Origin of the sequence: Mycobacterium sp. 852002-51163_SCH5372311, from assembly GCF_001667115.1 — a bacterium.
In the GTDB taxonomy this organism is placed as follows: Bacteria; Actinomycetota; Actinomycetes; order Mycobacteriales; family Mycobacteriaceae; genus Mycobacterium.
Genome location: NZ_LZIJ01000055.1, coordinates 25,076 through 44,798, shown reverse-complemented (window position 1 = coordinate 44,798; position 19,723 = coordinate 25,076). Strand labels below are relative to the sequence as shown.

At 65.6% G+C, this 19,723-nt stretch carries 19 protein-coding genes; 10 read left to right on the top strand and 9 right to left on the bottom strand.

The genetic code is table 11. The features are described from left to right. Nucleotides 1-14: 14 nt before the first annotated feature. A complete protein-coding gene (locus A5791_RS06625) occupies nt 15-707 on the bottom strand; it encodes a TetR/AcrR family transcriptional regulator (protein WP_067233078.1) in 693 nt (230 codons plus the stop codon). 76 nt (nt 708-783) lie between these two features. Beyond that, the gene (locus A5791_RS06620; RefSeq protein WP_067233075.1) at nt 784-1,656 is read right to left on the bottom strand and encodes an alpha/beta fold hydrolase; all 873 of its coding nucleotides are present in this window, start codon (nt 1,654-1,656) and stop codon (nt 784-786) included. A 229-nt stretch (nt 1,657-1,885) separates the two neighbouring features. Here A5791_RS06620 and A5791_RS06615 point away from each other — a divergent pair, with 229 nt between their 5' ends. Next, on the top strand, nt 1,886-3,598 hold the full coding sequence (locus A5791_RS06615; protein WP_067233072.1) for an MOSC and FAD-binding oxidoreductase domain-containing protein: 1,713 nt from the start codon (nt 1,886-1,888) through the stop codon (nt 3,596-3,598). Between the two features lie 229 nt (nt 3,599-3,827). Here the strand turns inward: A5791_RS06615 and A5791_RS06610 are convergent, their stop codons facing one another. Beyond that, entirely contained in the window at nt 3,828-4,337 is a 510-nt protein-coding gene (locus tag A5791_RS06610) for a YkgB family protein (RefSeq protein ID WP_067233070.1), read from the bottom strand. A 204-nt stretch (nt 4,338-4,541) separates the two neighbouring features. On the opposite strand from A5791_RS06610, the gene A5791_RS06605 reads away from it, so the two are divergent. Beyond that, on the top strand, nt 4,542-5,171 hold the full coding sequence (locus A5791_RS06605) for a TetR/AcrR family transcriptional regulator (protein ID WP_067233067.1): 630 nt from the start codon (nt 4,542-4,544) through the stop codon (nt 5,169-5,171). Between the two features lie 886 nt (nt 5,172-6,057). On the opposite strand, the gene A5791_RS06600 is transcribed toward A5791_RS06605, so the two are convergent. Then, nucleotides 6,058-6,855 (bottom strand): family 1 encapsulin nanocompartment shell protein, encoded by a 798-nt coding sequence (locus A5791_RS06600; RefSeq protein WP_067233064.1) that lies wholly within the window; start codon nt 6,853-6,855, stop codon nt 6,058-6,060. Beyond that, nucleotides 6,852-7,871, bottom strand: coding sequence for a Dyp-type peroxidase (locus tag A5791_RS06595; RefSeq protein ID WP_067233061.1), 1,020 nt, complete (start codon nt 7,869-7,871; stop codon nt 6,852-6,854). The genes A5791_RS06600 and A5791_RS06595 overlap by 4 nt, the downstream gene beginning before the upstream one ends. A 169-nt stretch (nt 7,872-8,040) precedes the next feature. Here A5791_RS06595 and A5791_RS06590 point away from each other — a divergent pair, with 169 nt between their 5' ends. The 7 genes from A5791_RS06590 to purM all read left to right on the top strand — a co-directional run bounded on the left by A5791_RS06590 (nt 8,041) and on the right by purM (nt 15,924). Then, a complete protein-coding gene (locus tag A5791_RS06590) occupies nt 8,041-9,306 on the top strand; it encodes a M18 family aminopeptidase (RefSeq protein ID WP_197504616.1) in 1,266 nt (421 codons plus the stop codon). An 89-nt stretch (nt 9,307-9,395) separates the two neighbouring features. Next, nucleotides 9,396-9,743 (top strand): VOC family protein, encoded by a 348-nt coding sequence (locus A5791_RS06585; protein ID WP_067233056.1) that lies wholly within the window; start codon nt 9,396-9,398, stop codon nt 9,741-9,743. A gap of 69 nt (nt 9,744-9,812) precedes the next feature. After that, nucleotides 9,813-12,077: a phosphoribosylformylglycinamidine synthase subunit PurL gene (gene purL, locus A5791_RS06580; protein WP_067233053.1), complete on the top strand. Its 2,265-nt coding sequence runs from the start codon at nt 9,813-9,815 to the stop codon at nt 12,075-12,077. After that, nucleotides 12,074-12,703: a CPBP family intramembrane glutamic endopeptidase gene (locus A5791_RS06575; protein WP_156661043.1), complete on the top strand. Its 630-nt coding sequence runs from the start codon at nt 12,074-12,076 to the stop codon at nt 12,701-12,703. The genes purL and A5791_RS06575 overlap by 4 nt, the downstream gene beginning before the upstream one ends. A gap of 12 nt (nt 12,704-12,715) precedes the next feature. Next, the gene (locus tag A5791_RS06570) at nt 12,716-13,111 is read left to right on the top strand and encodes a sterol carrier family protein (RefSeq protein WP_067233048.1); all 396 of its coding nucleotides are present in this window, start codon (nt 12,716-12,718) and stop codon (nt 13,109-13,111) included. Nucleotides 13,112-13,243: 132 nt separating this feature from the next. Then, nucleotides 13,244-14,770 carry an amidophosphoribosyltransferase gene (purF, locus tag A5791_RS06565; RefSeq protein WP_067233045.1) on the top strand — a complete coding sequence of 509 codons (1,527 nt, stop codon included), beginning with the start codon at nt 13,244-13,246 and terminating at the stop codon, nt 14,768-14,770. Nucleotides 14,771-14,838: 68 nt separating this feature from the next. After that, nucleotides 14,839-15,924 (top strand): phosphoribosylformylglycinamidine cyclo-ligase, encoded by a 1,086-nt coding sequence (gene purM, locus A5791_RS06560; protein WP_067233043.1) that lies wholly within the window; start codon nt 14,839-14,841, stop codon nt 15,922-15,924. Between the two features lie 76 nt (nt 15,925-16,000). Here the strand turns inward: purM and A5791_RS06555 are convergent, their stop codons facing one another. Both A5791_RS06555 and A5791_RS06550 read right to left on the bottom strand, forming a co-directional pair. After that, entirely contained in the window at nt 16,001-16,186 is a 186-nt protein-coding gene (locus A5791_RS06555; protein ID WP_067233041.1) for a DUF3073 domain-containing protein, read from the bottom strand. Nucleotides 16,187-16,333: 147 nt separating this feature from the next. After that, entirely contained in the window at nt 16,334-17,428 is a 1,095-nt protein-coding gene (locus A5791_RS06550; protein WP_067233039.1) for a folate-binding protein YgfZ, read from the bottom strand. Between the two features lie 42 nt (nt 17,429-17,470). Here A5791_RS06550 and A5791_RS06545 point away from each other — a divergent pair, with 42 nt between their 5' ends. After that, the gene (locus tag A5791_RS06545) at nt 17,471-18,346 is read left to right on the top strand and encodes an aminodeoxychorismate lyase (protein ID WP_067233037.1); all 876 of its coding nucleotides are present in this window, start codon (nt 17,471-17,473) and stop codon (nt 18,344-18,346) included. Between the two features lie 244 nt (nt 18,347-18,590). Here A5791_RS06545 and A5791_RS06540 read toward each other — a convergent pair whose 3' ends face one another. Continuing rightward, entirely contained in the window at nt 18,591-19,265 is a 675-nt protein-coding gene (locus tag A5791_RS06540) for an FABP family protein (RefSeq protein ID WP_067233034.1), read from the bottom strand. Between the two features lie 154 nt (nt 19,266-19,419). Continuing rightward, entirely contained in the window at nt 19,420-19,722 is a 303-nt protein-coding gene (locus tag A5791_RS06535) for a DUF1416 domain-containing protein (protein WP_067233032.1), read from the bottom strand. Nucleotide 19,723: the final 1 nt, after the last annotated feature.

Sequence of the window (19,723 nt, the reverse complement as noted above, 5' to 3'; positions counted from 1 at the left end):
CCTTTGCCGTTAGGTCAGGACGCTTGCGCCGTTCGCCGAGCGCGGGAACGCCGTGGTGGGCGCGCCGTCCGTTGCTCGGGATCGGTGGCGAACATGCGCAGGTAGTTGACCGCGAAGCGAGTAGCGTCGGCGTGCGGCCATTCCGCCCGATAGGTATAGGCCAACGTGCCACCGCCCTGGTGGGCGCTGACGATGACCAACGCCAGCCGGTGTGGGTCGGCGTCGGGGACCAGAATTCCGCCTTCCTTCATCCGAGAGATCGATTGTTCGAGCAAGTCGATCCATTGCCAGTAGCCCGCTCCCAACGTGGCGCGTGTCGCTTCATCCGACTTCGCCAGCTGTGCCGTCAGGGCGTGGTACGTAGGTGTGCCGGAGAATCCAATGCGTCTGAGGTAGCGCATGTTGAGGTCGAGCCATCGCTCGAAATCGTCGAATGAATCCAGCGCACCCAGCTTGGGTTGCCGGTGGAAGTCCAGCACCACCCCGATCTGGTGGGTTACCACCGCGCGCACCAGCGCGCTCTTGTCGGTGAAATAGTGAGCGAGCTGCGAGCCGCTCACCCCGGCGGCTTTGCGTACGCGGTCCATGTTGAACGCCGCGACGCCTTCGGTGACGATCAGCCTCGCGGTCGCCTGCACGATTCGATCGCGGGTGGCACGCCCTTTGGCGGTCAACCGCTTTTCGGTCCGGACGTCGGGATGGGCCATCGCGTCAGGCTAGCTTGCGGGGGATTCGGTTTATGGGATATTCAGCCCACTGGCTGAGTCGCACCACAAGTGTCTGTCATGCGGCCGCGCGGGCTTTGGCGAGGAAGTCGCGGATCAGCGCAGTCGCCTGGTCGCACGCCGACTCCAGCAGGAAGTGTCCTCCGTCGAGGAGATGAATCTCGGCGTTGGGCAAATCGTCGGCGAACGCCTTCGCGCCCGCCGGTCCGAAGATCTCGTCGCCGCGACCCCAGACCGCCAATAGGGGCACTTCGGTTGCGCGAAAGTACTCGTGCAGGTGCGGGTACAACGGTGAATTCGTGGCGTAATCGCGGAACAGCCTCAACTGGACCTCGTCATTGCCGGGTCGCGAGATCAGTGCGTAGTCGTGATACCAGCACTCGGGGTCCACCAGCGTCTCGTCGGAGACGCCGGTGAGGTACTGCCATCGGGTGGCGTCCAAAGTGAGGAACTGCCGGACTGCTCCCTCGGTTTCGGGAGTCTGCTCACTTTGGTAGGCCCACACCACTTTCCAGAAGCTCTCGACGAACCCGGCATCGTAACCGTTGCCGTTTTGGGTGATGATCGCGGTAATCGCGGTCGGATCACGCAGGGCCAGTCGCCATCCGATAGGGGCGCCGTAGTCCTGCACGTAGATCGCGTACCGATCGATGCTCAGCGTGCGCAGTAAGCCCGCGGTCAGGTCGGTCAGCGCATCGAAGGTGTAGTCGAACTCTCCGACGGGCGGTGAGTCGGAGAGGCCAAAGCCCAGATGGTCCGGTGCCACCACGTAGTAGCTGTCGGCGAGCGCCGGAATCAGCTGCCGGAACATGTGTGAGCTGGTGGGGAATCCATGCAGCAGGATCACCGCGGGCGCGTCCGGATCGCCGGCTTCGCGAAAGAACAGCCGGTGACCGTCGATGGTGGCGTAGCGATGATGAACAGCCGGCATGGGATCCTCCTGAACAGTTCCAGAGCCGCGGCGAAGGGTATGCAAGCCGCGCCGTGATACGAGTTCGCCGGCTGACTTTTCTGGGATGTGCAACCCAGTATGCACCAAAACCGGCGCCGCGCAATAGCCTCGCTGAGGGTGTTGACCCGGTTAGGGCCGCAAGCATATTCTGGGTCAGCCAGCCCAATCCGATCGTTGAGCGCGGCGTTGACCCCACGAGGAGGCGTACGTGGGCCGGTTGGTGTCCGTGAATGTGGGCAAGCCCAAGCGTGTTCACTGGCGGGACAAGATTGTCTACACCGGGATCTGGAAAGCGCCGGTCGACGGACCGGTCATGGTGCGCCGCCTCAACATCGATGGTGACGGACAAGGCGACCTAGCCGGACACGGGGGCGAACAACGCGCTGTGATGGTGTATCAGACGGAGTCGTACGACTTCTGGAAGAACTACTTGCACCGTGACGACCTCGCGCCCGGTAACTTCGGTGAGAACTTCACCGTGACCGGTCTCGCCGATGACGATGTATGCATCGGGGACCGCTACCGCATCGGCGACGCTGAATTCGAGGTCACTCAACCCCGCGTTACATGCTTCCGGGTCGGCATGCGGCTGAACGAGCCAGAGATGCCCAATCTGCTGGTCTCGCAGCGGCGTCCGGGCTTCTACTTCCGGGTGATCACCGAGGGAAAGGTTCGCGCCGGAGACGACATCGTGCGAATCCGTCGTGGCCGCCACGAACTCAGCGTTGCCGATATCGATGCGTTGCTGTATCTGCCGAACCGCAACATCGACCAACTCCGTAAAGCTGTCGACGTTTCCGCGCTCAGTCCTGGTTGGCAACAGTCATTTCAGGAGCTGGTGGCGACGCACGATGCGGCGGGCGCCAAGTCGGCAGGACCGATCGAAAGAAAACCGGCGTGGAACGGATTCCGCCAGTTGCGGGTCAGCGCGATATGTCGGGAAAGCCCGCAAGTGCTGTCGATCCGCCTGGAAGCCGACGACCATGCATCGCTTCCTCTACCGCTTTCCGGCCAGTATCTGACACTGAGGGTTCCGGGTGCCGGGAACCCGCCTCCAATGCGTAGCTACTCGCTTTCCGGTGAGCTCGGCTCTGACAGCTACCGCATCAGTGTCAAACGCGAGGGACAGGGCTTGGTGAGCCGATGGCTGCACGACCACATCCAACCGGGATCGGTAGTTGAGGCCGCCGCCCCACGCGGCGACTTCTACTTGATCGAAGCCGACAACCCGGTAGTGCTGATTTCCGCGGGCATCGGTGTGACTCCGGTCCTGGCCATGTTGCATGCCCTATCGGCGGCTCACAGTAGCCGGGAGATCTGGTGGCTGCACACCACCCGCAACCGTGAAACCCAAGTATTTGCAACCGAAGTCGCGACGCTGATTGAGTCGTTGCCGAACGCCCGCCAGCAAGTGTTCTATACGCAGGAACACAACCGCCTGGACCGATCGGCGATCGCAGCAATGGGCCTCCCGGTCGACGCCGATGCCTACCTTTGCGGCCCAACTCAATTCATGACCGACATGCGCGGCGCACTCACCGCAGCCGGACTCGATCCCGTGCGCATTCACAGCGAATTGTTCGGCGTCCTACCGCCAATCAACCCGGGCATCGTCGACGGGTCTCCATGCAACCGACCGCACCCGCCGGCCGGAAAACCCGGGACCGGTCCGTCGATCACTTTCTCCCGCAGCGGGCTTACCGTCAATTGGTCGAGCCATTACCGCAATATCCTCGACCTCGCCGAAGCGTGCGATGTGCCGACCCGGTTCTCGTGCCGCAGTGGGGTATGTCACGTATGCGTCACCGGAGTCGTCGCCGGGACCACGACCTACGTCCAGCAACCGCTGGAGCCGCCCGCCACGGGAGAAGTGCTCATCTGCTCAGCCGCTCCGCAAAGCGATCTGGTGTTAGACCTTTAGCTACCAATGACGGAGCGTCTTACTTCCTCGTCCATAATTCACGACGGAAGCGTCAGGTCGGCTACGACCGGATACCCGGAATTGCCAATCGAATTGCTTGACTGCCGAGGTAGCCGGAATTGCAACTTGGCGCTGTAACCGTGAACGGTCGGGGTATAGCCACACGAAGCTCGGTCAAACCGAGGATCAGGGAAACGCTGTGCAAGCGAGCGAGCAAGCGATGCTCAACCTACCGCCGTACGGCGACCGACGGACCAGGTCGTCTGCCACGTGAAAATCGCGCACCACTTAACGACTCTCCTAGTGTCCAAAGCGCCACCCCGATCAGCACGAGATCCTTGAGCAGGAACTGACCCGGCTGGGCTGACAACACGGGTAAGCCGACGGCGTGGGTCTTGACTACCCCTGGCGTGGTGAACAGGAAGCTCAGCGTGCCTAGGAAGAGCACTACCGCAAGCGCACTGCCTATCGCCGACACACGGGGCCATAGTGGCCCCACCGCAATCAAAAGGGCGGCAATTATCTCCATGGTTCCCAGCCCGCGTGCCACCGTGCTGGTGCTGAACACGTGGTAGATCCAGCTCATCAGCGGGCTGTGTTCGATCAGCACGCGGGCTTCCATTTTGACGAACTTGCCGAAGCCGATCCAGGCAAGCACGACTACCAGGCCATAGCGGCTGATCAGCTGCCCCCATCGGCTCACTGACTGTGGCGGATAGTGTTGGACGTCGTCGGTCACAAGTAGGAATCCTCTCGCAGAATTGGTCCCTGGCGTTCGGTCGCTGCACGATGTCGGCGGCCACTTCACAGTCGTGCGGGACAGCAGCTCAACACTTTTCGGCCGCCGACGGGTGAGACCGACGCTTTCAGCGTTCTGCCTCAAAAATGGAGTGTCAACTCCAAAATGGGTAGATTGTGAATGTCTGACACACAGGAGAGGCTTATGGCGCCCGCCCCTTACGACCGGCTCACCGCAAAAGGACGCGCAACCCGAGAACGCATCGTTGCTGCGGCGTCGGAATTGATGTTGCAACGCGGCGTAGCACGCACCACCATCGAGGACATCCAGGAAGCTGCGGCTATCAGTACCTCGCAGATGTACCACTACTTCGCCGACAAGAACGATCTCGTCGCTGCGGTCATCGAATTTCAGACCGAGAATGTGCTCGGCACACAGCATCTCGGGCTCGACCGAATCGACAGCGTCGAGGACTTGTACCGGTGGCGCGACATCATGGTCGAGCTGGTGCGCGGCCTGGGCTGCGTGGGTGGTTGCCCGCTCGGATCGATGGCTAACGAGCTTTCCGAGACGGATCCGCTGGCACGTGCCCGGCTCGCACAGTCATTTGCCCAGTGGGAGAGTGTAATCCACGACAGCCTTACGGCCATTGCCGCGCGCGGCGAGTTGCCCGACGGAACGGACGTTGGACGTGCCGCGTTGGCGTTGCTCGCGGGGATACAGGGTGGCTTGTTGCTCAGCCAAATCCGCCGCGATACTGCTCCGCTTGAAGCCGCGATGGACACGATGATCGAACACCTCTGCCGGCACATCCGCCCCACCCGGCAACGTTGAGCCGCAACCCGGTTGCGAGCTCATGGCGCCTTACAGTCTATGTCTCCGAACAAGAGAGAGATTAGAAGGTGGCTGCGACACAACCTACCTTTGCGGGTTCTGAGTCCTGCCAGGATTCGGAAACGATGGGTTGGTGTAGGCCGGTGTCTGTGGCTCACCGCCGGGATTGGGATTCACTACAGGTGGTGGTCCAGACTCTGGCTCAGCCGGTGGAGTCGGGGGCGCCCGATGTTCAGGCGGTGGCGGCTTAGGCACCAAAAAGTTCTTCCACGCGCCCGGTGGATTCGGTGCAGGGCCAATGGTGTTATCCGGCCAGCGCCATGAGCAAGTACCGCTAGCGCCCCCGAAATCGCCTGCAGGAAGGGTTAACCCGAAACCCATAAAACTTCCACCGATGGGGCCGTTGCCGGCTGGACCACCCAGGTTCCATCCGCCATATTCGCAGTGCCAATGGGTGCTGTTCTCTTCGATAGGAAAATCGCAGTAGTACGTCGAAGCGCCCGCCTCGAAAGTACTTCCGCCGACACCGGGATAGTCGCACACGCCGGGGCCTGGAACGTTGCCGCCCGGCGCGCCCCAAGCCACGGGGGAATCGAGGATTACCCACGACGTAACCCCTAGTGCCACAAGTAATCTAATTCCCTTGCTCACCGACTCTTTCACCGTAAGTGCCTTCTGGCTTCGCAAATGGCAACGCGTGCCTTCGAGCGGGGGACCGCCACCCAAGTTCTACACCGTCCGAGACAATCCCGCAGTGGATTCACGATTTGTCGTCTCGACATGCGATCTCCGTAAGGTGCGCCCCGCGCTCGCGTGGCGTTGGTATCGCCCGGCGGGTGAAAACCATCGCCGCCACTCCACTGGCGCGACACGCATATCCCCTCGACTACGAGCCCAGCGCGACCGAAGCTTCCGCGGTGTAGCACAGGAATGTCAGCGTCTCCTGCATGTACAGCTCTACGGTTTCGGCGTCGTGACTGGTGTAACCGATCGCGACGTCGGTGCCCAGCTGCAGGTCGAAGTCACCACCGCGAGTGGTCAGAACAAACGCCCCGTCGATGGCAGGCGCCCAGATGATGTCCCCGTCGACCAGCCGGTTCAGGTGCTCACGGATCGGATATCCGTGTGCGGTGGTCTCGCTGACCTTGGTGTAGACATCGGCGGACAGCAGTACCGAGTAGGGGCCATCGACGCCGGCCAGGCGAAGCTCGGACAACGCCTGCGAGATGACGTCCGGCATGTCCTTCGGATCCTCGGGCAGTGTCAGTTTCGGGTTCGAGCTGGCGCTGCGGATTCCCTCGATCGACGCGGCACTGTAGCCCTCGAAGATGGTGCGGTCCTCCACGAACGCCAGCTTCTTGGCGGCCTTCTTGACCGGGTCCCAGTCGGCGTCCTGCGCACCACGTTCGACGTCGTCGATCTCGTTGCGCGACAAGGTGAACGGAACCCGCAGCCGGACCAGGGGTTTGCTGGCTCGCAGGTGCGCCACCACACCATCGGTGGGTGCCTGCACGTCGATCAGCCGCCCTGTGCCGACCGCCGCGGTGACGGGGCCCCCGGGACCGCTCACGTCAACAACCCGCCGCCCGGCGATATGGCGTTTGAATGTCCGGGTCGCCTCCTCTTCGATTTCCGCCCAGGCAGCTTCGGTGACCGGTGCCAGATCGCGATAGAGATTGTTCATCGGGAGGTTCCTTTCAGGCTGCCGATCGAGAGTGAGCCGTCCGCGGACTCGGACGCGGCTGTCGTTGTGGGCGAGGGTGATTGAGGCAGGGGCGGTGGATCGTCAAGGAAGTCGACGGTGGGGGAGAAGAACATTCCGCCCGTCAGCGCGGTGGAGAAATCCAGAATGCGGTCGGTGTTGCCCGGCGGGTCGCCCAGGAACATGTTGCGCAACATCCGCTCGGTGACCCGTGGCGTGCGCGAATAGCCGATGTAGTAGGTGCCGAACTCGCCGGCGCCAAGCTCGCCAAATGGCATGTTGTGCCGCACAATCTTCAACTCGGTGCCGTCGTCGTCGGTGATCACGTTGAGCGCCAGGTGCGAGTTGGCGGGTTTCACGGCATCGTCCATCTCGATGTCTTCGAGTTTGCTCCGGCCGAACGCGCGTTCTTGCTCGGTGACCGACAAGGATTCCCAGGACGCCATGTCGTGCACATACTTCTGCACGTGCACATAGCAGGAGCCCGCGAAGTCGGGGTCCTCGTCGCCGATCGTGGTGGCGCTGACCGCAATTGGGCCGTCGGGGTTCTCGGTTCCGTCGACAAAGCCCAGTAGGTCGCGGTTGTCGAAGTAGCGGAAACCATGCACCTCGTCCACAACGGTTACCGCACCGGCCATCGCTTTGAGGATGCGCCCGGCCAGCTCGAAGCAGACGTCCAGGGACTCCGCGCGGATGTGCAACAAGATGTCGCCGGGCGTGGCCGGAGCTGTGTGCCGCGGTCCGGTCAGCGCGACGAACGGGTGTAGCTCGGCGGGCCGTGGACCGGAAAACAGACGGTCCCAGGCATCGGAACCGATCGAGAGGATCGCTGACAAGCGCTTCGTCGGATCGCGGAAACCGATTGCGCGGACAAGACCGGATACGTCGCCCAATGCGTCGTGCACGGTCGCCTCGCCGCCTTCGTCGATCGTGAGAACAAGGAAGATCGCTGCGGGCGTCAAGGGCGCGAGAATGGGTTGCGGCTGAACCGGAGGCACTCTGCAGACCTTAGCGTGGCGACGGCGAGCGCCGGAAGCGGCGCGAGTGCGGAGCCGCGCAATCGGATCGAGCGTGGCGACGGCGAGCGCCGGAAGCGGCGCGAGTGCGGAGCCGCGCAATCGAGCCCGGCGTGGACCTCGCCGCCCGCGGCCAGCCATGATGTTGGACATGCCGGCCAGCGCCGCAGGCCTCTGCGAGTTCATCGACGCTTCTCCGTCGCCGTTTCATGTCTGCGCCACGGTCGCCGCCCAGCTCGAGGAGGCCGGCTACACCGAACTCAGCGAGGCTGCCCGCTGGCCTGACCAACCAGGCCGGTATTTCACCATCCGCGCCGGGTCGCTGGTGGCTTGGAACAGCGACCGTCCGGACGGCTCCTTCCGGATCGTCGGTGCGCACACCGACAGCCCCAACCTGCGGGTGAAGCAGCATCCGGATCGGCTGATCGCCGGCTGGCGAGTGGTGGCACTGCAGCCCTACGGAGGTGCGTGGCTGAACTCCTGGCTGGACCGCGACCTGGGCATCAGCGGACGCCTATCCCTGCGGGACGCGCGTTCGGACCATGGCGTCGCTCACCGGCTGGTCAGAATCGACGATCCGATCCTGCGGGTGCCGCAGCTGGCCATCCATCTGGCCGAAGACCGCAAGTCGCTGACATTGGACCCGCAGCGGCACGTCAATGCGGTGTGGGGCGTGGGCGGCGACACCGAGTCCTTCGTCGCGTACGTCGCGAAGCGGGCCGGCGTGACACCGGGCGAAGTGCTGGCCGCCGACCTGATGACGCACGACCCGACGCCGTCGCGAGTGGTGGGTGCCGACGCCAGCCTGCTCAGTGCTCCGCGGCTGGACAACCTTGCCAGCTGCTACGCCGGGATGGAGGCGCTGCTGGCCGCCGAACCGCGGGCTGAGCTGCCGGTGCTGGCGTTGTTCGACCACGAGGAGGTTGGCTCGTCGTCAGACCACGGCGCGCAGTCGGATCTGCTGGGCACCGTGCTGGAACGCATAGTGCTGGCGGCCGGCGGCACCCGGGAAGATTTCCTGCGACGGGCGCCGGCTTCGCTGCTGGCCTCGGCCGACATGGCGCACGCGACGCACCCCAACTACCCGGAGCGGCACGAGCCCGGTCACCTGATCGAGGTCAATGCCGGGCCGGTGCTAAAGGTGCACCCGAACCTGCGATACGCCACCGACGCACGCACCGCGGCTGCCTTTGAGCTGGCCTGCCGGCAGGCCGGAGTCCCGTTACAGCGCTACGAACACCGCGCCGACTTGCCGTGTGGCACAACCATCGGCCCGTTGGCCGCGGCGCGGACCGGAATCCCGACCGTCGACGTCGGCGCCGCGCAACTGGCGATGCATTCCGCGCGTGAGGTTATGGGAGCACACGATGTGGCGGCCTACTCGGCGGCGATGCGCGCGTTCCTTTCTCCCGGATAGCCCTCCGCCGCGAGCGTGCGCAAAATGACGGTCCGAAACGGTGTGTCGTTGTACAAACGCGCACCCTCGCGGCCATCTACGATCCGGATATGGCGCTCAAGGTGGAGATGATCACGTTCGACAGCACTGACCCTGCGACGCTGGCCGGCTGGTGGGCCGCAAACTTCGACGGCGAGACCCGTGAGTTGATCCCCGGGGAATTCTTCGCGGTCACCCGGTCGGCTGGACCGCGTATCGGATTCCAGAAGGTGCCCGATCCAACACCGGGGAAAAACCGCGTGCATCTCGATTTCGGCGCCGACGATGTGGACGCCGAAGTGTCGCGACTGACGGGGGCCGGAGCCACGGAGGTCGACCGGCACCGCATCGGTGACAACTTCCGTTGGGTGGTGCTGGCGGACCCGGAGGGCAACCGGTTCTGCGTGGCCGGGCAGTAGCGCGCTCACCGCGGCGGCCCGACCTAGACTGTCGGGCGTGACGAGCGCGTGGCACCTAGGTGCACCGAGATGACTGACACCGTCGAGCACGCCGCGGCCACTCCAGATCACCCCCAGCCGTTTCACGAGCTGGGCCTCAAGGACGACGAGTACGAGCGCGTCCGGGAGATCCTGGGCCGGCGACCCACCGACACCGAGCTGGCGATGTACTCGGTGATGTGGAGCGAACACTGCTCCTACAAGTCCTCGAAGGTGCACCTGCGCTACTTCGGCGAGACCACCACCGACGAGATGCGTGCCGGCATGCTGGCCGGCATCGGCGAGAACGCGGGTGTCGTCGACATCGGCGACGGCTGGGCCGTCACTTTCAAGGTGGAGTCGCACAACCACCCGTCCTACGTCGAGCCCTACCAGGGTGCGGCCACCGGCGTCGGCGGCATCGTCCGCGACATCATGGCCATGGGCGCGCGCCCGGTTGCGGTGATGGACCAGCTTCGGTTCGGCGCCGCCGACGCGCCTGATACCCGCCGGGTGGTCGACGGCGTGGTGCGCGGTATCGGCGGCTACGGCAATTCGCTGGGCCTGCCCAACATCGGCGGCGAGACCGTCTTCGACGCGTGCTATGCGGGCAACCCGTTGGTCAACGCGATGTGTGTGGGGGTATTGCGCCAGGAGGACCTGCATTTGGCGTTCGCCTCCGGCGCCGGGAACAAGATCATCCTGTTCGGCGCGCGCACCGGGCTGGACGGCATCGGCGGGGTGTCGGTGCTGGCGTCGGACACCTTCGATGCGGAAGGCTCCCGTAAGAAGCTGCCCTCGGTTCAAGTCGGCGACCCGTTCATGGAGAAGGTGCTCATCGAATGCTGCCTGGAGCTGTACGCGGGCGGATTGGTGATCGGCATCCAGGATCTGGGCGGAGCCGGGTTAGCTTGCGCCACATCGGAATTGGCATCCGCCGGCGACGGCGGGATGGCCATCGAACTCGACGCGGTTCCGCTGCGGGCCAAGGAGATGGCGCCCGCCGAGGTGCTCTGCAGTGAATCGCAGGAGCGGATGTGCGCGGTGGTCGCGCCCGAGAACGTCGATGCCTTCCTTGCGGTCTGCCGCAAATGGGAGGTGCTGGCCACCGTGATCGGTGAGGTGACCGGCGGTGACCGGTTGCGGATCACCTGGCACGGCGACACGGTAGTCGACGTGCCGCCGCGCACCGTGGCGCACGAAGGTCCGGTGTACCAGCGGCCGGTCGCCCGTCCCGAATCACAGGACGCGTTGAACGCCGACTCCTCGAAAGCGCTGCCACGGCCGGCCACGGGCGACGAGTTGCGCGCGACATTGCTTGCGCTGCTGGGCAGTCCGCACCTGTGCAGCCGTGCATTCATCACCGAGCAGTACGACCGGTATGTGCGCGGCAACACCGTGCTGGCCGAGCACGCCGACGGCGGCGTGCTGCGCATCGACGAGGCCACGGGCCGGGGAATCGCATTGTCGACCGACGCTTCGGGTCGCTATACGCTGCTGGATCCCTACGCCGGCGCGCAATTGGCCCTGGCCGAGGCGTACCGCAACGTCGCCGTCACCGGCGCCACCCCGGTCGCGGTGACCAACTGCCTCAACTTCGGTTCGCCCGAAGACCCCGGTGTGATGTGGCAGTTCGCGCAGGCCGTACGCGGTCTCGCGGATGGCTGTGCGGCCCTTGGGATTCCGGTGACCGGCGGCAACGTCAGCTTCTACAACCAAACCGGATCGGCGGCGATCCACCCGACCCCCGTGGTCGGCGTAGTCGGCGTCATCGACAACGTGCAACGCCGCATCCCAACGGCATTCGGCAGCGAAGCCGGAGAAACCCTGATACTGCTGGGCGACACGCGTGACGAGTTCGACGGCTCCATCTGGGCACAGGTGACCGCCGACCATCTCGGCGGGCTACCTCCTGTCGTCGACCTTCAGCGAGAGAAGTTGTTGGCCGACGTGCTGCATTCGGGGTCACGCGACGGGTTGGTGTCCGCAGCGCACGATCTGTCCGAAGGCGGACTTGCGCAGGCCATCGTCGAATCGGCGCTGGCGGGTGAAACAGGTTGCCGCATAGTGCTTCCCGAAGATGCGGATCCTTTCGTAATGCTCTTCTCCGAATCGGCAGGCCGGGTACTGGTCGCCGTCCCGCGCACCGAGGAGAGCCGGTTCCGGTCGATGTGTGAGGCGCGCGGACTGCCCGCCGTGCGGATCGGCGTCGTCGATCAGGCGTCGGACGCGCTCGAGGTTCAAGGACTGTTCACGGTGTCCCTGGCGGAACTGCGGGCGACCTTCGAGGCGGTACTGCCGCGACTCTTCGGTTGAGCCGGCTTCGTGCGGTCTGTTTGGCCGCCACTCTGGTTGGCTGGAGTTTCGTCGGTCCACGGCTTCCGGCCTCGTGTCGCGTGATTTCGCAAACCGGCATGGGTGTGCTGTTGGTGCTGGTGACCCGCGCACCGCTGGGCCTGGCCGCGCCGCGACTGTGGGCTGGGGTTCGGCTGGGCTCGGGTGCCGGCGCGGTGGCGGCAACCGCAATCGCGGCGACGACAGCGGTCCCGATCGTGCGGCTGTCCATGGCCGCGCGTGAGCTGCCCGCGTCGGCGCCCGGCTGGCTGGCATTGCGGATTCCCGTCGGCACGGTTTGGGCCGAAGAGGCGGCGTTCCGAGCGGCGCTTGCCACCGTGGCCACCGCGGGTTTCGGCCGGTCCGGTGGAAGGCTGTTGCAGGCCACCGCATTTGGCCTGTCGCACATCGCCGACGCACTCGAGACAGGTGAGCCGCCGGTGGCCACCGTCCTGGTCACCGGTGTCGCGGGCTGGGTGTTCGGGTGGTTGGCCGACCGTTCCGGCAGCCTCGCCGCGCCGATGCTGGCACACCTGGCGATCAATGAGGCCGGTGCGGTGGCCGCGCTGGCAGTACAGCGACGTCATGCGCGCCAAGCCACACCTTAGGATTTCTCTCCTATGGCCGCCCGAGATCATGTCGATCCGACAAAGACTCGAGAGGCCGTCCTGGCGGTCGCGGATTGGCTGCGCGACGAGACCCGCCCGACGCCCGAGCGGGCCGCGTTGGCGGCCGCGGTTCGGCTCACCGCCCGTACCCTTGCTGCGCTGGCTCCCGGCGCCAGCGTCGAGGTCCGCGTACCGCCGTTCGTCGCCGTGCAGTGCGTCTCCGGTCCCAGGCACACCCGGGGGACTCCGCCCAACGTCGTCGAAACCGACCCTCGGACCTGGCTGCTGCTGGCAACCGGGCTGTCATCACTGGCAGCGGCAAAGGCCACCGGAACGCTCACGCTTTCCGGCTCTCGGGCTGGTGAAATCGAACACTGGTTGCCGCTGTTCGATGTGGGCAGAATATAACCCTGAACTGCAGGTTTAGGGTCGCGGAAGTGAATTTCGGGTGTCCAACACGCGTGCCTGATTCGGCGGTGGACGGGTCGTGGCCGTAGACTCCGTTACGTCACTAACCGCGCCCCAGGGAGCCGCCAAGCCGTGACCGTCCCGCAACCCGAGCAAGACCTGAACTCGCCTCGTGAAGAATGTGGTGTATTCGGGGTCTGGGCCCCCGGTGAAGAAGTCGCCAAACTCACCTATTACGGCCTCTACGCGTTGCAGCATCGCGGCCAGGAGGCCGCGGGCATTGCCGTCGCCGATGGGTCGCAGGTGCTGGTCTTCAAAGACCTCGGCCTGGTCAGCCAGGTGTTCGACGAGCAGACTTTGGCTGCCATGGAGGGCCACGTTGCCATCGGACACTGTCGCTATTCGACCACCGGGGACACCACCTGGGAAAACGCTCAGCCCGTTTTCCGCAACACGGCGGCCGGGACCGGTGTTGCGTTGGGGCACAACGGGAATCTGGTCAACACCGCCGAGCTCGCCGCACGTGCCCGCGACGCGGGGCTGATCGCCAGGCGCTGCCCGGCCCCGGCGACGACGGACTCTGACATCCTCGGCGCGTTGCTGGCCCACGGCGCCGCCGATTCCTCGCTGGAACAGGCGGCGCTGGAGTTACTTCCGACCGTGCGCGGCGCGTTCTGCCTGACGTTCATGGACGAAAACACGCTGTATGCCTGCCGGGATCCGCATGGGGTACGCCCGCTGTCGCTCGGACGGCTGGACCGCGGCTGGGTGGTGGCTTCCGAAACCGCGGCCCTCGACATCGTCGGCGCCTCCTTCGTCCGCGACATCGAGCCGGGCGAGCTGCTGGCGATCGACGCCGACGGTGTGCGTTCCACACGCTTTGCCAACCCGACACCCAAGGGCTGCGTCTTCGAATACGTCTATCTGGCCCGTCCCGACAGCACGCTGGCCGGGCGGTCGGTGCACGCCGCCCGGCTGGAGATCGGCCGCCGTCTCGCCCGCGAATGCCCGGTCGACGCGGACCTGGTCATCGGTGTGCCGGAATCCGGCACCCCCGCCGCGGTGGGATACGCGCAGGGGTCCGGCATCCCTTACGGGCAGGGCCTGATGAAGAACGCCTACGTCGGTCGCACCTTCATCCAGCCGTCCCAAACCATCCGCCAGCTCGGTATCCGGCTGAAGCTCAACCCGTTGCGCGAGGTGATCCGCGGCAAGCGGCTCATCGTCGTCGACGACTCGATCGTCCGCGGGAATACCCAGCGGGCGCTGGTGCGAATGCTGCGCGAAGCCGGTGCCGTCGAGGTGCACGTGCGCATCGCGTCGCCGCCGGTGAAGTGGCCCTGCTTCTACGGCATCGACTTCCCGTCACCCGCTGAGCTGATCGCCAACGCCGTCGAAGACAAGGGCGAGATGCTCGAAGCGGTACGCCATGCCATCAACGCCGACACGTTGGGCTACATCTCCCTGCGCGGTCTGATCGCGGCCACCGAACAACCCGCCTCGCGACTGTGCTGCGCGTGCTTCGACGGCACATATCCCATCGAGTTGCCGAGTGAGACTGCGCTGGGCAAGAACGTCATCGAACACATGCTGGCCAATGCCGCGCGCGGGGCGGGCCTGGACGACTTGGCGCCCGACGATGTGCCGGTCAGTCGCTGACAAGAACTCTTGGTGCTGAAAGTGGTTTGCTCCCGGCGGATGCGTGCCGCCCGGTAGCCTTTATCGCGATGACGGATCCCGCAAAAAGCTCCGGAAGAGGCCAGGGCATCACCTACGCGTCGGCGGGGGTGGATATCGAAGCCGGTGACCGCGCCGTCGAGTTGTTCAAGCCGCTGGCGGGAAGGGCGACCAGACCCGAGGTACGTGGCGGGCTGGGCGGATTCGCCGGCCTGTTCGCACTGCGCGGCGACTACCGCGAACCGGTGCTGGCCGCCTCCACCGACGGTGTCGGTACCAAGCTGGCCGTCGCGCAGGCGATGGACAAACACGACACCGTCGGCCTCGACCTGGTCGCGATGGTGGTCGACGATCTGGTGGTCTGCGGCGCCGAGCCGCTTTTCCTGCAGGACTACATCGCGGTCGGCCGAACGGTGCCAGAACGACTGAGCGCCATCGTCAGTGGCATCGCCGAAGGGTGTGTGCGCGCGGGCTGTGCGCTGCTGGGTGGCGAGACGGCCGAACACCCCGGCCTGATGGAACCCGACCACTACGACATCTCGGCCACCGGCGTCGGCGTGGTGGAGGCCGACGACGTCCTGGGCCCCGACCGGGTCAAACCCGGCGACGTCATCATCGCGATGGGCTCGTCCGGACTGCATTCCAACGGGTATTCGCTGGCCCGCTCGGTTCTGCTGGAGATCGACCGGATGAACCTCGCCGGCTACGTGGAGGAGTTCGGTCGCACGCTGGGCGAGGAGTTGCTGGAGCCCACCCGCATCTATGCCAAAGACTGCCTGGCGCTGGCCGCCGAAACCCATGTCCGCACGTTCTGCCACGTCACCGGTGGGGGAGTGGCCGGCAACCTGCAACGCGTCATCCCGCACGGGTTGGTCGCAGAGATCGACCGTGGCACGTGGACGCCCGCACCCGTGTTCGCCATGATCGCCCAGCGTGGCCGGGTCAGGCGTGAGGAGATGGAGAAGACGTTCAACATGGGCGTCGGGATGATCGCCGTCGTCGCACCCGAGGACACCGATCGCGCCCTGGCGATCCTGACCGCACGACACCTGGACTGCTGGGTGCTGGGGACCGTGGCCAAGGGCGGGAAAGAAGGCCCGCGCGCCAAGTTGGTGGGACAACACCCGAGGTTCTAAGCGCTGGTTGCCTGAGACCTAACGGAAATTCACGGCGCCCTATGCGTCTCGCATCGGCATGGTCAAGCGCGGAGGGTTAGCGGCGCCAGTCGGGTTCGTCGTCCCACGCGTCGTCTGGACCGTCGCCGTCCAGATCGTTGGGCTCGTCGGCGCCCCCTCCTGACAACTCTCGCTGGAGCCGCTGGAAGTCGGTTTGCGGGGTGCTGTACTTGAGTTCTCGAGCAACCTTGGTCTGCTTTGCCTTAGCCCGGCCGCGGCCCATGGGGGAACCCCCTCGCGCAATAACGGAGCGGCCTAAAGTAGGCGGCTCCGATCTCTGGTGTCGTTTATTGTCCTGCCGACAGTTTACCGTGCCTCACGGTTAGACGTCGGTGACCCCTGTCCGCCGTGTGGTGGACCTTGTAGTCAATCATCGCTTACCACTCCGCAAACGTTCAACAGCCAGTCGCCCCGCACCGACCCCGTCCGCGGGCGGCAGAGAGTCCGCGTCGATCGCAGCGGCGACGAATTCGTTTTCCTGGCCTACCGGCCCGATTGCCAGCTCAGTGTCGGCGGGTATCCCGCGCTTGACGAGTGCGAGTGCCACCGGGCCGAGATCCACGTGCTCGACGACTGTGCCCAGGCGGCCGACGGCGCGACCGCCGGCCAGTACCGGGTCACCCGTGGATGGCCGCTCCACAGAGCCGTCAAGGTGCAGCAATACCAGCATGCGAGGCGGTTTGCCGAGGTTGTGCACCCGTGCGACGGTCTCCTGCCCGCGGTAGCAGCCCTTGTCGAGGTGGACCGCCGCACCGATCCAACCCGCTTCGTGGGGAATGGTGCGCTCGTCGGTGTCGACGCCAAGGCGCGGACGCAGCGCCGCGACCCTATGCGCCTCGTAGGCCCACACGCCCGCAGGACGAACTCCCGCCCGCGTCAAACGTTGCTTCCAGTCGGCGCATTGGTCACGCGCGACCAGCAGGTCCAGTTCGAGTTGGTCGGTGGGGGAACCTGGTGTCCGGCGGATGAATCCACCGGCGGGCAGCGGAACGGCAGTCGGTTCGGTGGGCAGCTCGTCGAGCCCCAACGCCTCGAGCACGGCCGGGTCCGCCAATCGCGGTCCCAGCAGCGACAGCACCGCCATGTCCGCGGCGTTCGCGGTGACGTCGGCCCAGAACACCATCTTGCGCAGGTAGGCCAGCAACGGTTCGCCGCGCCAGGGCTCGGTGTCGAGATACGTGATGCCGCCCAGTTCGGTCTGGATCCAGTGATCCTCCACGCGGCCTTGGCCGTCCAGGCTGAGATTCTGTGTGCTGGCGCCTTCGGAAAGGTCGGAGACGTGCTGTGTCGAGATGTTGTGCAGCCAGGTCTGCCGGTCACCCCCGGCCAGCGTGAGCACCGCGCGGTGTGAGCGGTCCACCAGCACGGCGGCGGTTTCCGCCGCACGCTGCTCGCCCAGCGGATCGCCGTAGTGCCAGATTGCGCCGGCGTCGGGTCCGGATTCCGGTGCGGGGACGGCATTCACGTCTCAACTCTACGGATTGCTGTGGGGCTAGGCTGCTTCTCGATGACTAAGCAAGGCGTCGTTGTCACGCTCGCGGGCGAGATCGTCGCTCCCGGAACGCCGTTGTTGTCCGCCGACGACCTCGCAGCCGTGCGTGGCGACGGAGTGTTCGAGACACTGCTGGTCCGTGGTGGCCGGGCGTGTCTGATCGAACCGCATCTGCAGCGGCTGACCCAATCGGCCAGATACATGGACCTGCCCGAACCCGACCTGCCGCAGTGGCGGCATGCCATCGAGACGGCTACGCAGCGGTGGGCAGCAAGCACCGCTGACGAGGGCGCGCTGCGGTTGATCTACAGCCGCGGCCGCGAGAGCGGTTCAGCGCCGACCGCCTACGTGATGGTCAACCCAGTCCCGGACCGGGTGGCCGCCGTGCGGCGCAACGGCGTGTCGGCTGTGACGCTGGACCGCGGGCTCCCGGCCGTCGGCGCCGACGCGATGCCCTGGCTGCTGGCCGGGGCCAAGACGTTGTCCTATGCGGTGAACATGGCCGCCTTGCGGCACGCCGCTCGACAGGGCGCCGGCGACGTCATCTTCGTCAGTTCGGACGGTTACATCCTGGAAGGTCCGCGGTCGACGGTGGTGATCGCCACCGGCGAAAGCGATACTCCGTGCCTGCTGACGCCGCCGCCCTGGTATCCGATCCTGCGCGGCACCACGCAGCAGGCGCTCTTCGAGGTGGCCCGCGCCAAGGGGTACGACTGCGACTACCGCGCCCTGCGGAAATCCGACCTCCTTGCCGCGCAAGGCATCTGGCTGATCTCTAGCATGACCCTGGCCGCCCGCGTGCATACCCTCGACGGTCGGCTTCTGCCCCCTTCTCAGATGGCCGCAGAATTCAGCGAACTGATCGACACCGCGATCGTCAGCGACCGCTGACGCCGAATCCTGTTGAGACATAGCAGGAGAACAGGTACGGTCGGCCGTACACAAGGAAGGAGGTGGTCCGCGAATTGTTAGCTTCATGGACATGTGAGGTGGCTGCGCGCTAGCAGCACTGGCTCGGAGAAGCTAGCGGCCAACGCGCGCTGGCGAATTCCCCGCAGCCACCCGGCCCCCGAGCTTCCGGTCTTGTCCAACCAGGAGCTTCGCTCGGGGGCCGCTCCATGTCTGGACGGCCGCGCTACCCGGCGAATCGGGACAACCGCGCCGAGAGGTGCGGCACCAGCCCGCCGTCCGCGTCCACGCGTTCCTCGACGTAAGCCAGATCACCGCCCTCGACGATGCCGTAGAGCCGCTTGGCGCCACCCACGAGCACGCCGGACCGGCTGCGCGCCAGCGCATCGGTGACCAGCTCCCAAGAAGATTGGTTACGGGGACGCCCGTAGAACAACTCGACGTATCCGGCGGAGTGCGCCAGCAGCAGCTCGATCGCCTGCGACTCGTCGCGGTCATTAGGGTCATCGGGGTCGACGACGAACCGCCAGAACCCCGTCTCGCGAAGGCCCGGTTCCTGGTACTCGCCAGTGTCATCGAGCCGCCAGGATCGAGATTCCCAAATCAGATAGTCGCCGCCATCGTGTGAGACCACGATCTGCTGGCCGAATCGATAGTCGCCGTCGGGCGCGCGGCCCTCGCCTTCGCCGCGCCATACGCCGACCAGCGGCAGCAGCGCCAGCAGCGCGTCGCTCAGATTCGCGCCCTTGCGCAGGTTCGCGGTGTCGGCGGGCACCGGCAGATCATCGAAGGCTGGGATATTGCGGGCGGCGGTCACCTTGGCGCGCTCGGCCGCGGCCTGAACCGCATCACTGCTGACCGCAGGACCAACCGGTGCGTCGGGGCCCTCGTCGGCGGTCACGACTCGTCGGTGATCAGCCGGTACAGCGTGTACAGCGCGAACCAAGTGATGACGAGGGTCGCCGCCACCAGCATGATCTCGAAGAAGAGCACCACGGGGACGAGTCTATTCGGCTCCTCCGTTTTCCAGGAGCCCGGCCGGGTTTGACCGGCCGTCAGGCGATCTTGACGTCCACCTCGTGGATGCCCGCCCCGGACGGCGCCACCACGGCGTCGCCGTTGCCGATCGCCGACAAGGCGCGCAGCGTCCAGGAACCGGGGGCGGCAAAGAACCGGAAGTCACCCGTGGCCGACGCGACCACCTCGGCCGTGAACTCGTCGGACGAGTCCAGCAGGCGGACGAACGCGCCGCCGACGGCCTGGCCGTCGCGGTCCACCACACGGCCGGTGATCACCGTTTCCTTCTCCAGGTCGACGCTCGCGGGCAGCGTCAGTCCTTGCTTGGGTCCAGAGCACATA

Excerpts from the sequence above, each read along its gene's own strand:
- A5791_RS06555 (WP_067233041.1), bottom strand. The coding sequence starts at position 16,186 with ATGGGCCGCGGCCGGGCTAAGGCAAAGCAGACCAAGGTTGCTCGAGAA.
- A5791_RS06590 (WP_197504616.1), top strand. The coding sequence starts at position 8,041 with ATGCCGGCCAGCGCCGCAGGCCTCTGCGAGTTCATCGACGCTTCTCCG.
- A5791_RS06585 (WP_067233056.1), top strand. The coding sequence starts at position 9,396 with ATGGCGCTCAAGGTGGAGATGATCACGTTCGACAGCACTGACCCTGCG.
- A5791_RS06535 (WP_067233032.1), bottom strand. The coding sequence starts at position 19,722 with ATGTGCTCTGGACCCAAGCAAGGACTGACGCTGCCCGCGAGCGTCGAC.
- purM (WP_067233043.1), top strand. The coding sequence starts at position 14,839 with ATGACGGATCCCGCAAAAAGCTCCGGAAGAGGCCAGGGCATCACCTAC.
- A5791_RS06545 (WP_067233037.1), top strand. The coding sequence starts at position 17,471 with ATGACTAAGCAAGGCGTCGTTGTCACGCTCGCGGGCGAGATCGTCGCT.
- A5791_RS06620 (WP_067233075.1), bottom strand. The coding sequence starts at position 1,656 with ATGCCGGCTGTTCATCATCGCTACGCCACCATCGACGGTCACCGGCTG.
- A5791_RS06600 (WP_067233064.1), bottom strand. The coding sequence starts at position 6,855 with ATGAACAATCTCTATCGCGATCTGGCACCGGTCACCGAAGCTGCCTGG.
- A5791_RS06570 (WP_067233048.1), top strand. The coding sequence starts at position 12,716 with ATGGCCGCCCGAGATCATGTCGATCCGACAAAGACTCGAGAGGCCGTC.
- A5791_RS06625 (WP_067233078.1), bottom strand. The coding sequence starts at position 707 with ATGGCCCATCCCGACGTCCGGACCGAAAAGCGGTTGACCGCCAAAGGG.
- purL (WP_067233053.1), top strand. The coding sequence starts at position 9,813 with ATGACTGACACCGTCGAGCACGCCGCGGCCACTCCAGATCACCCCCAG.
- A5791_RS06605 (WP_067233067.1), top strand. The coding sequence starts at position 4,542 with ATGGCGCCCGCCCCTTACGACCGGCTCACCGCAAAAGGACGCGCAACC.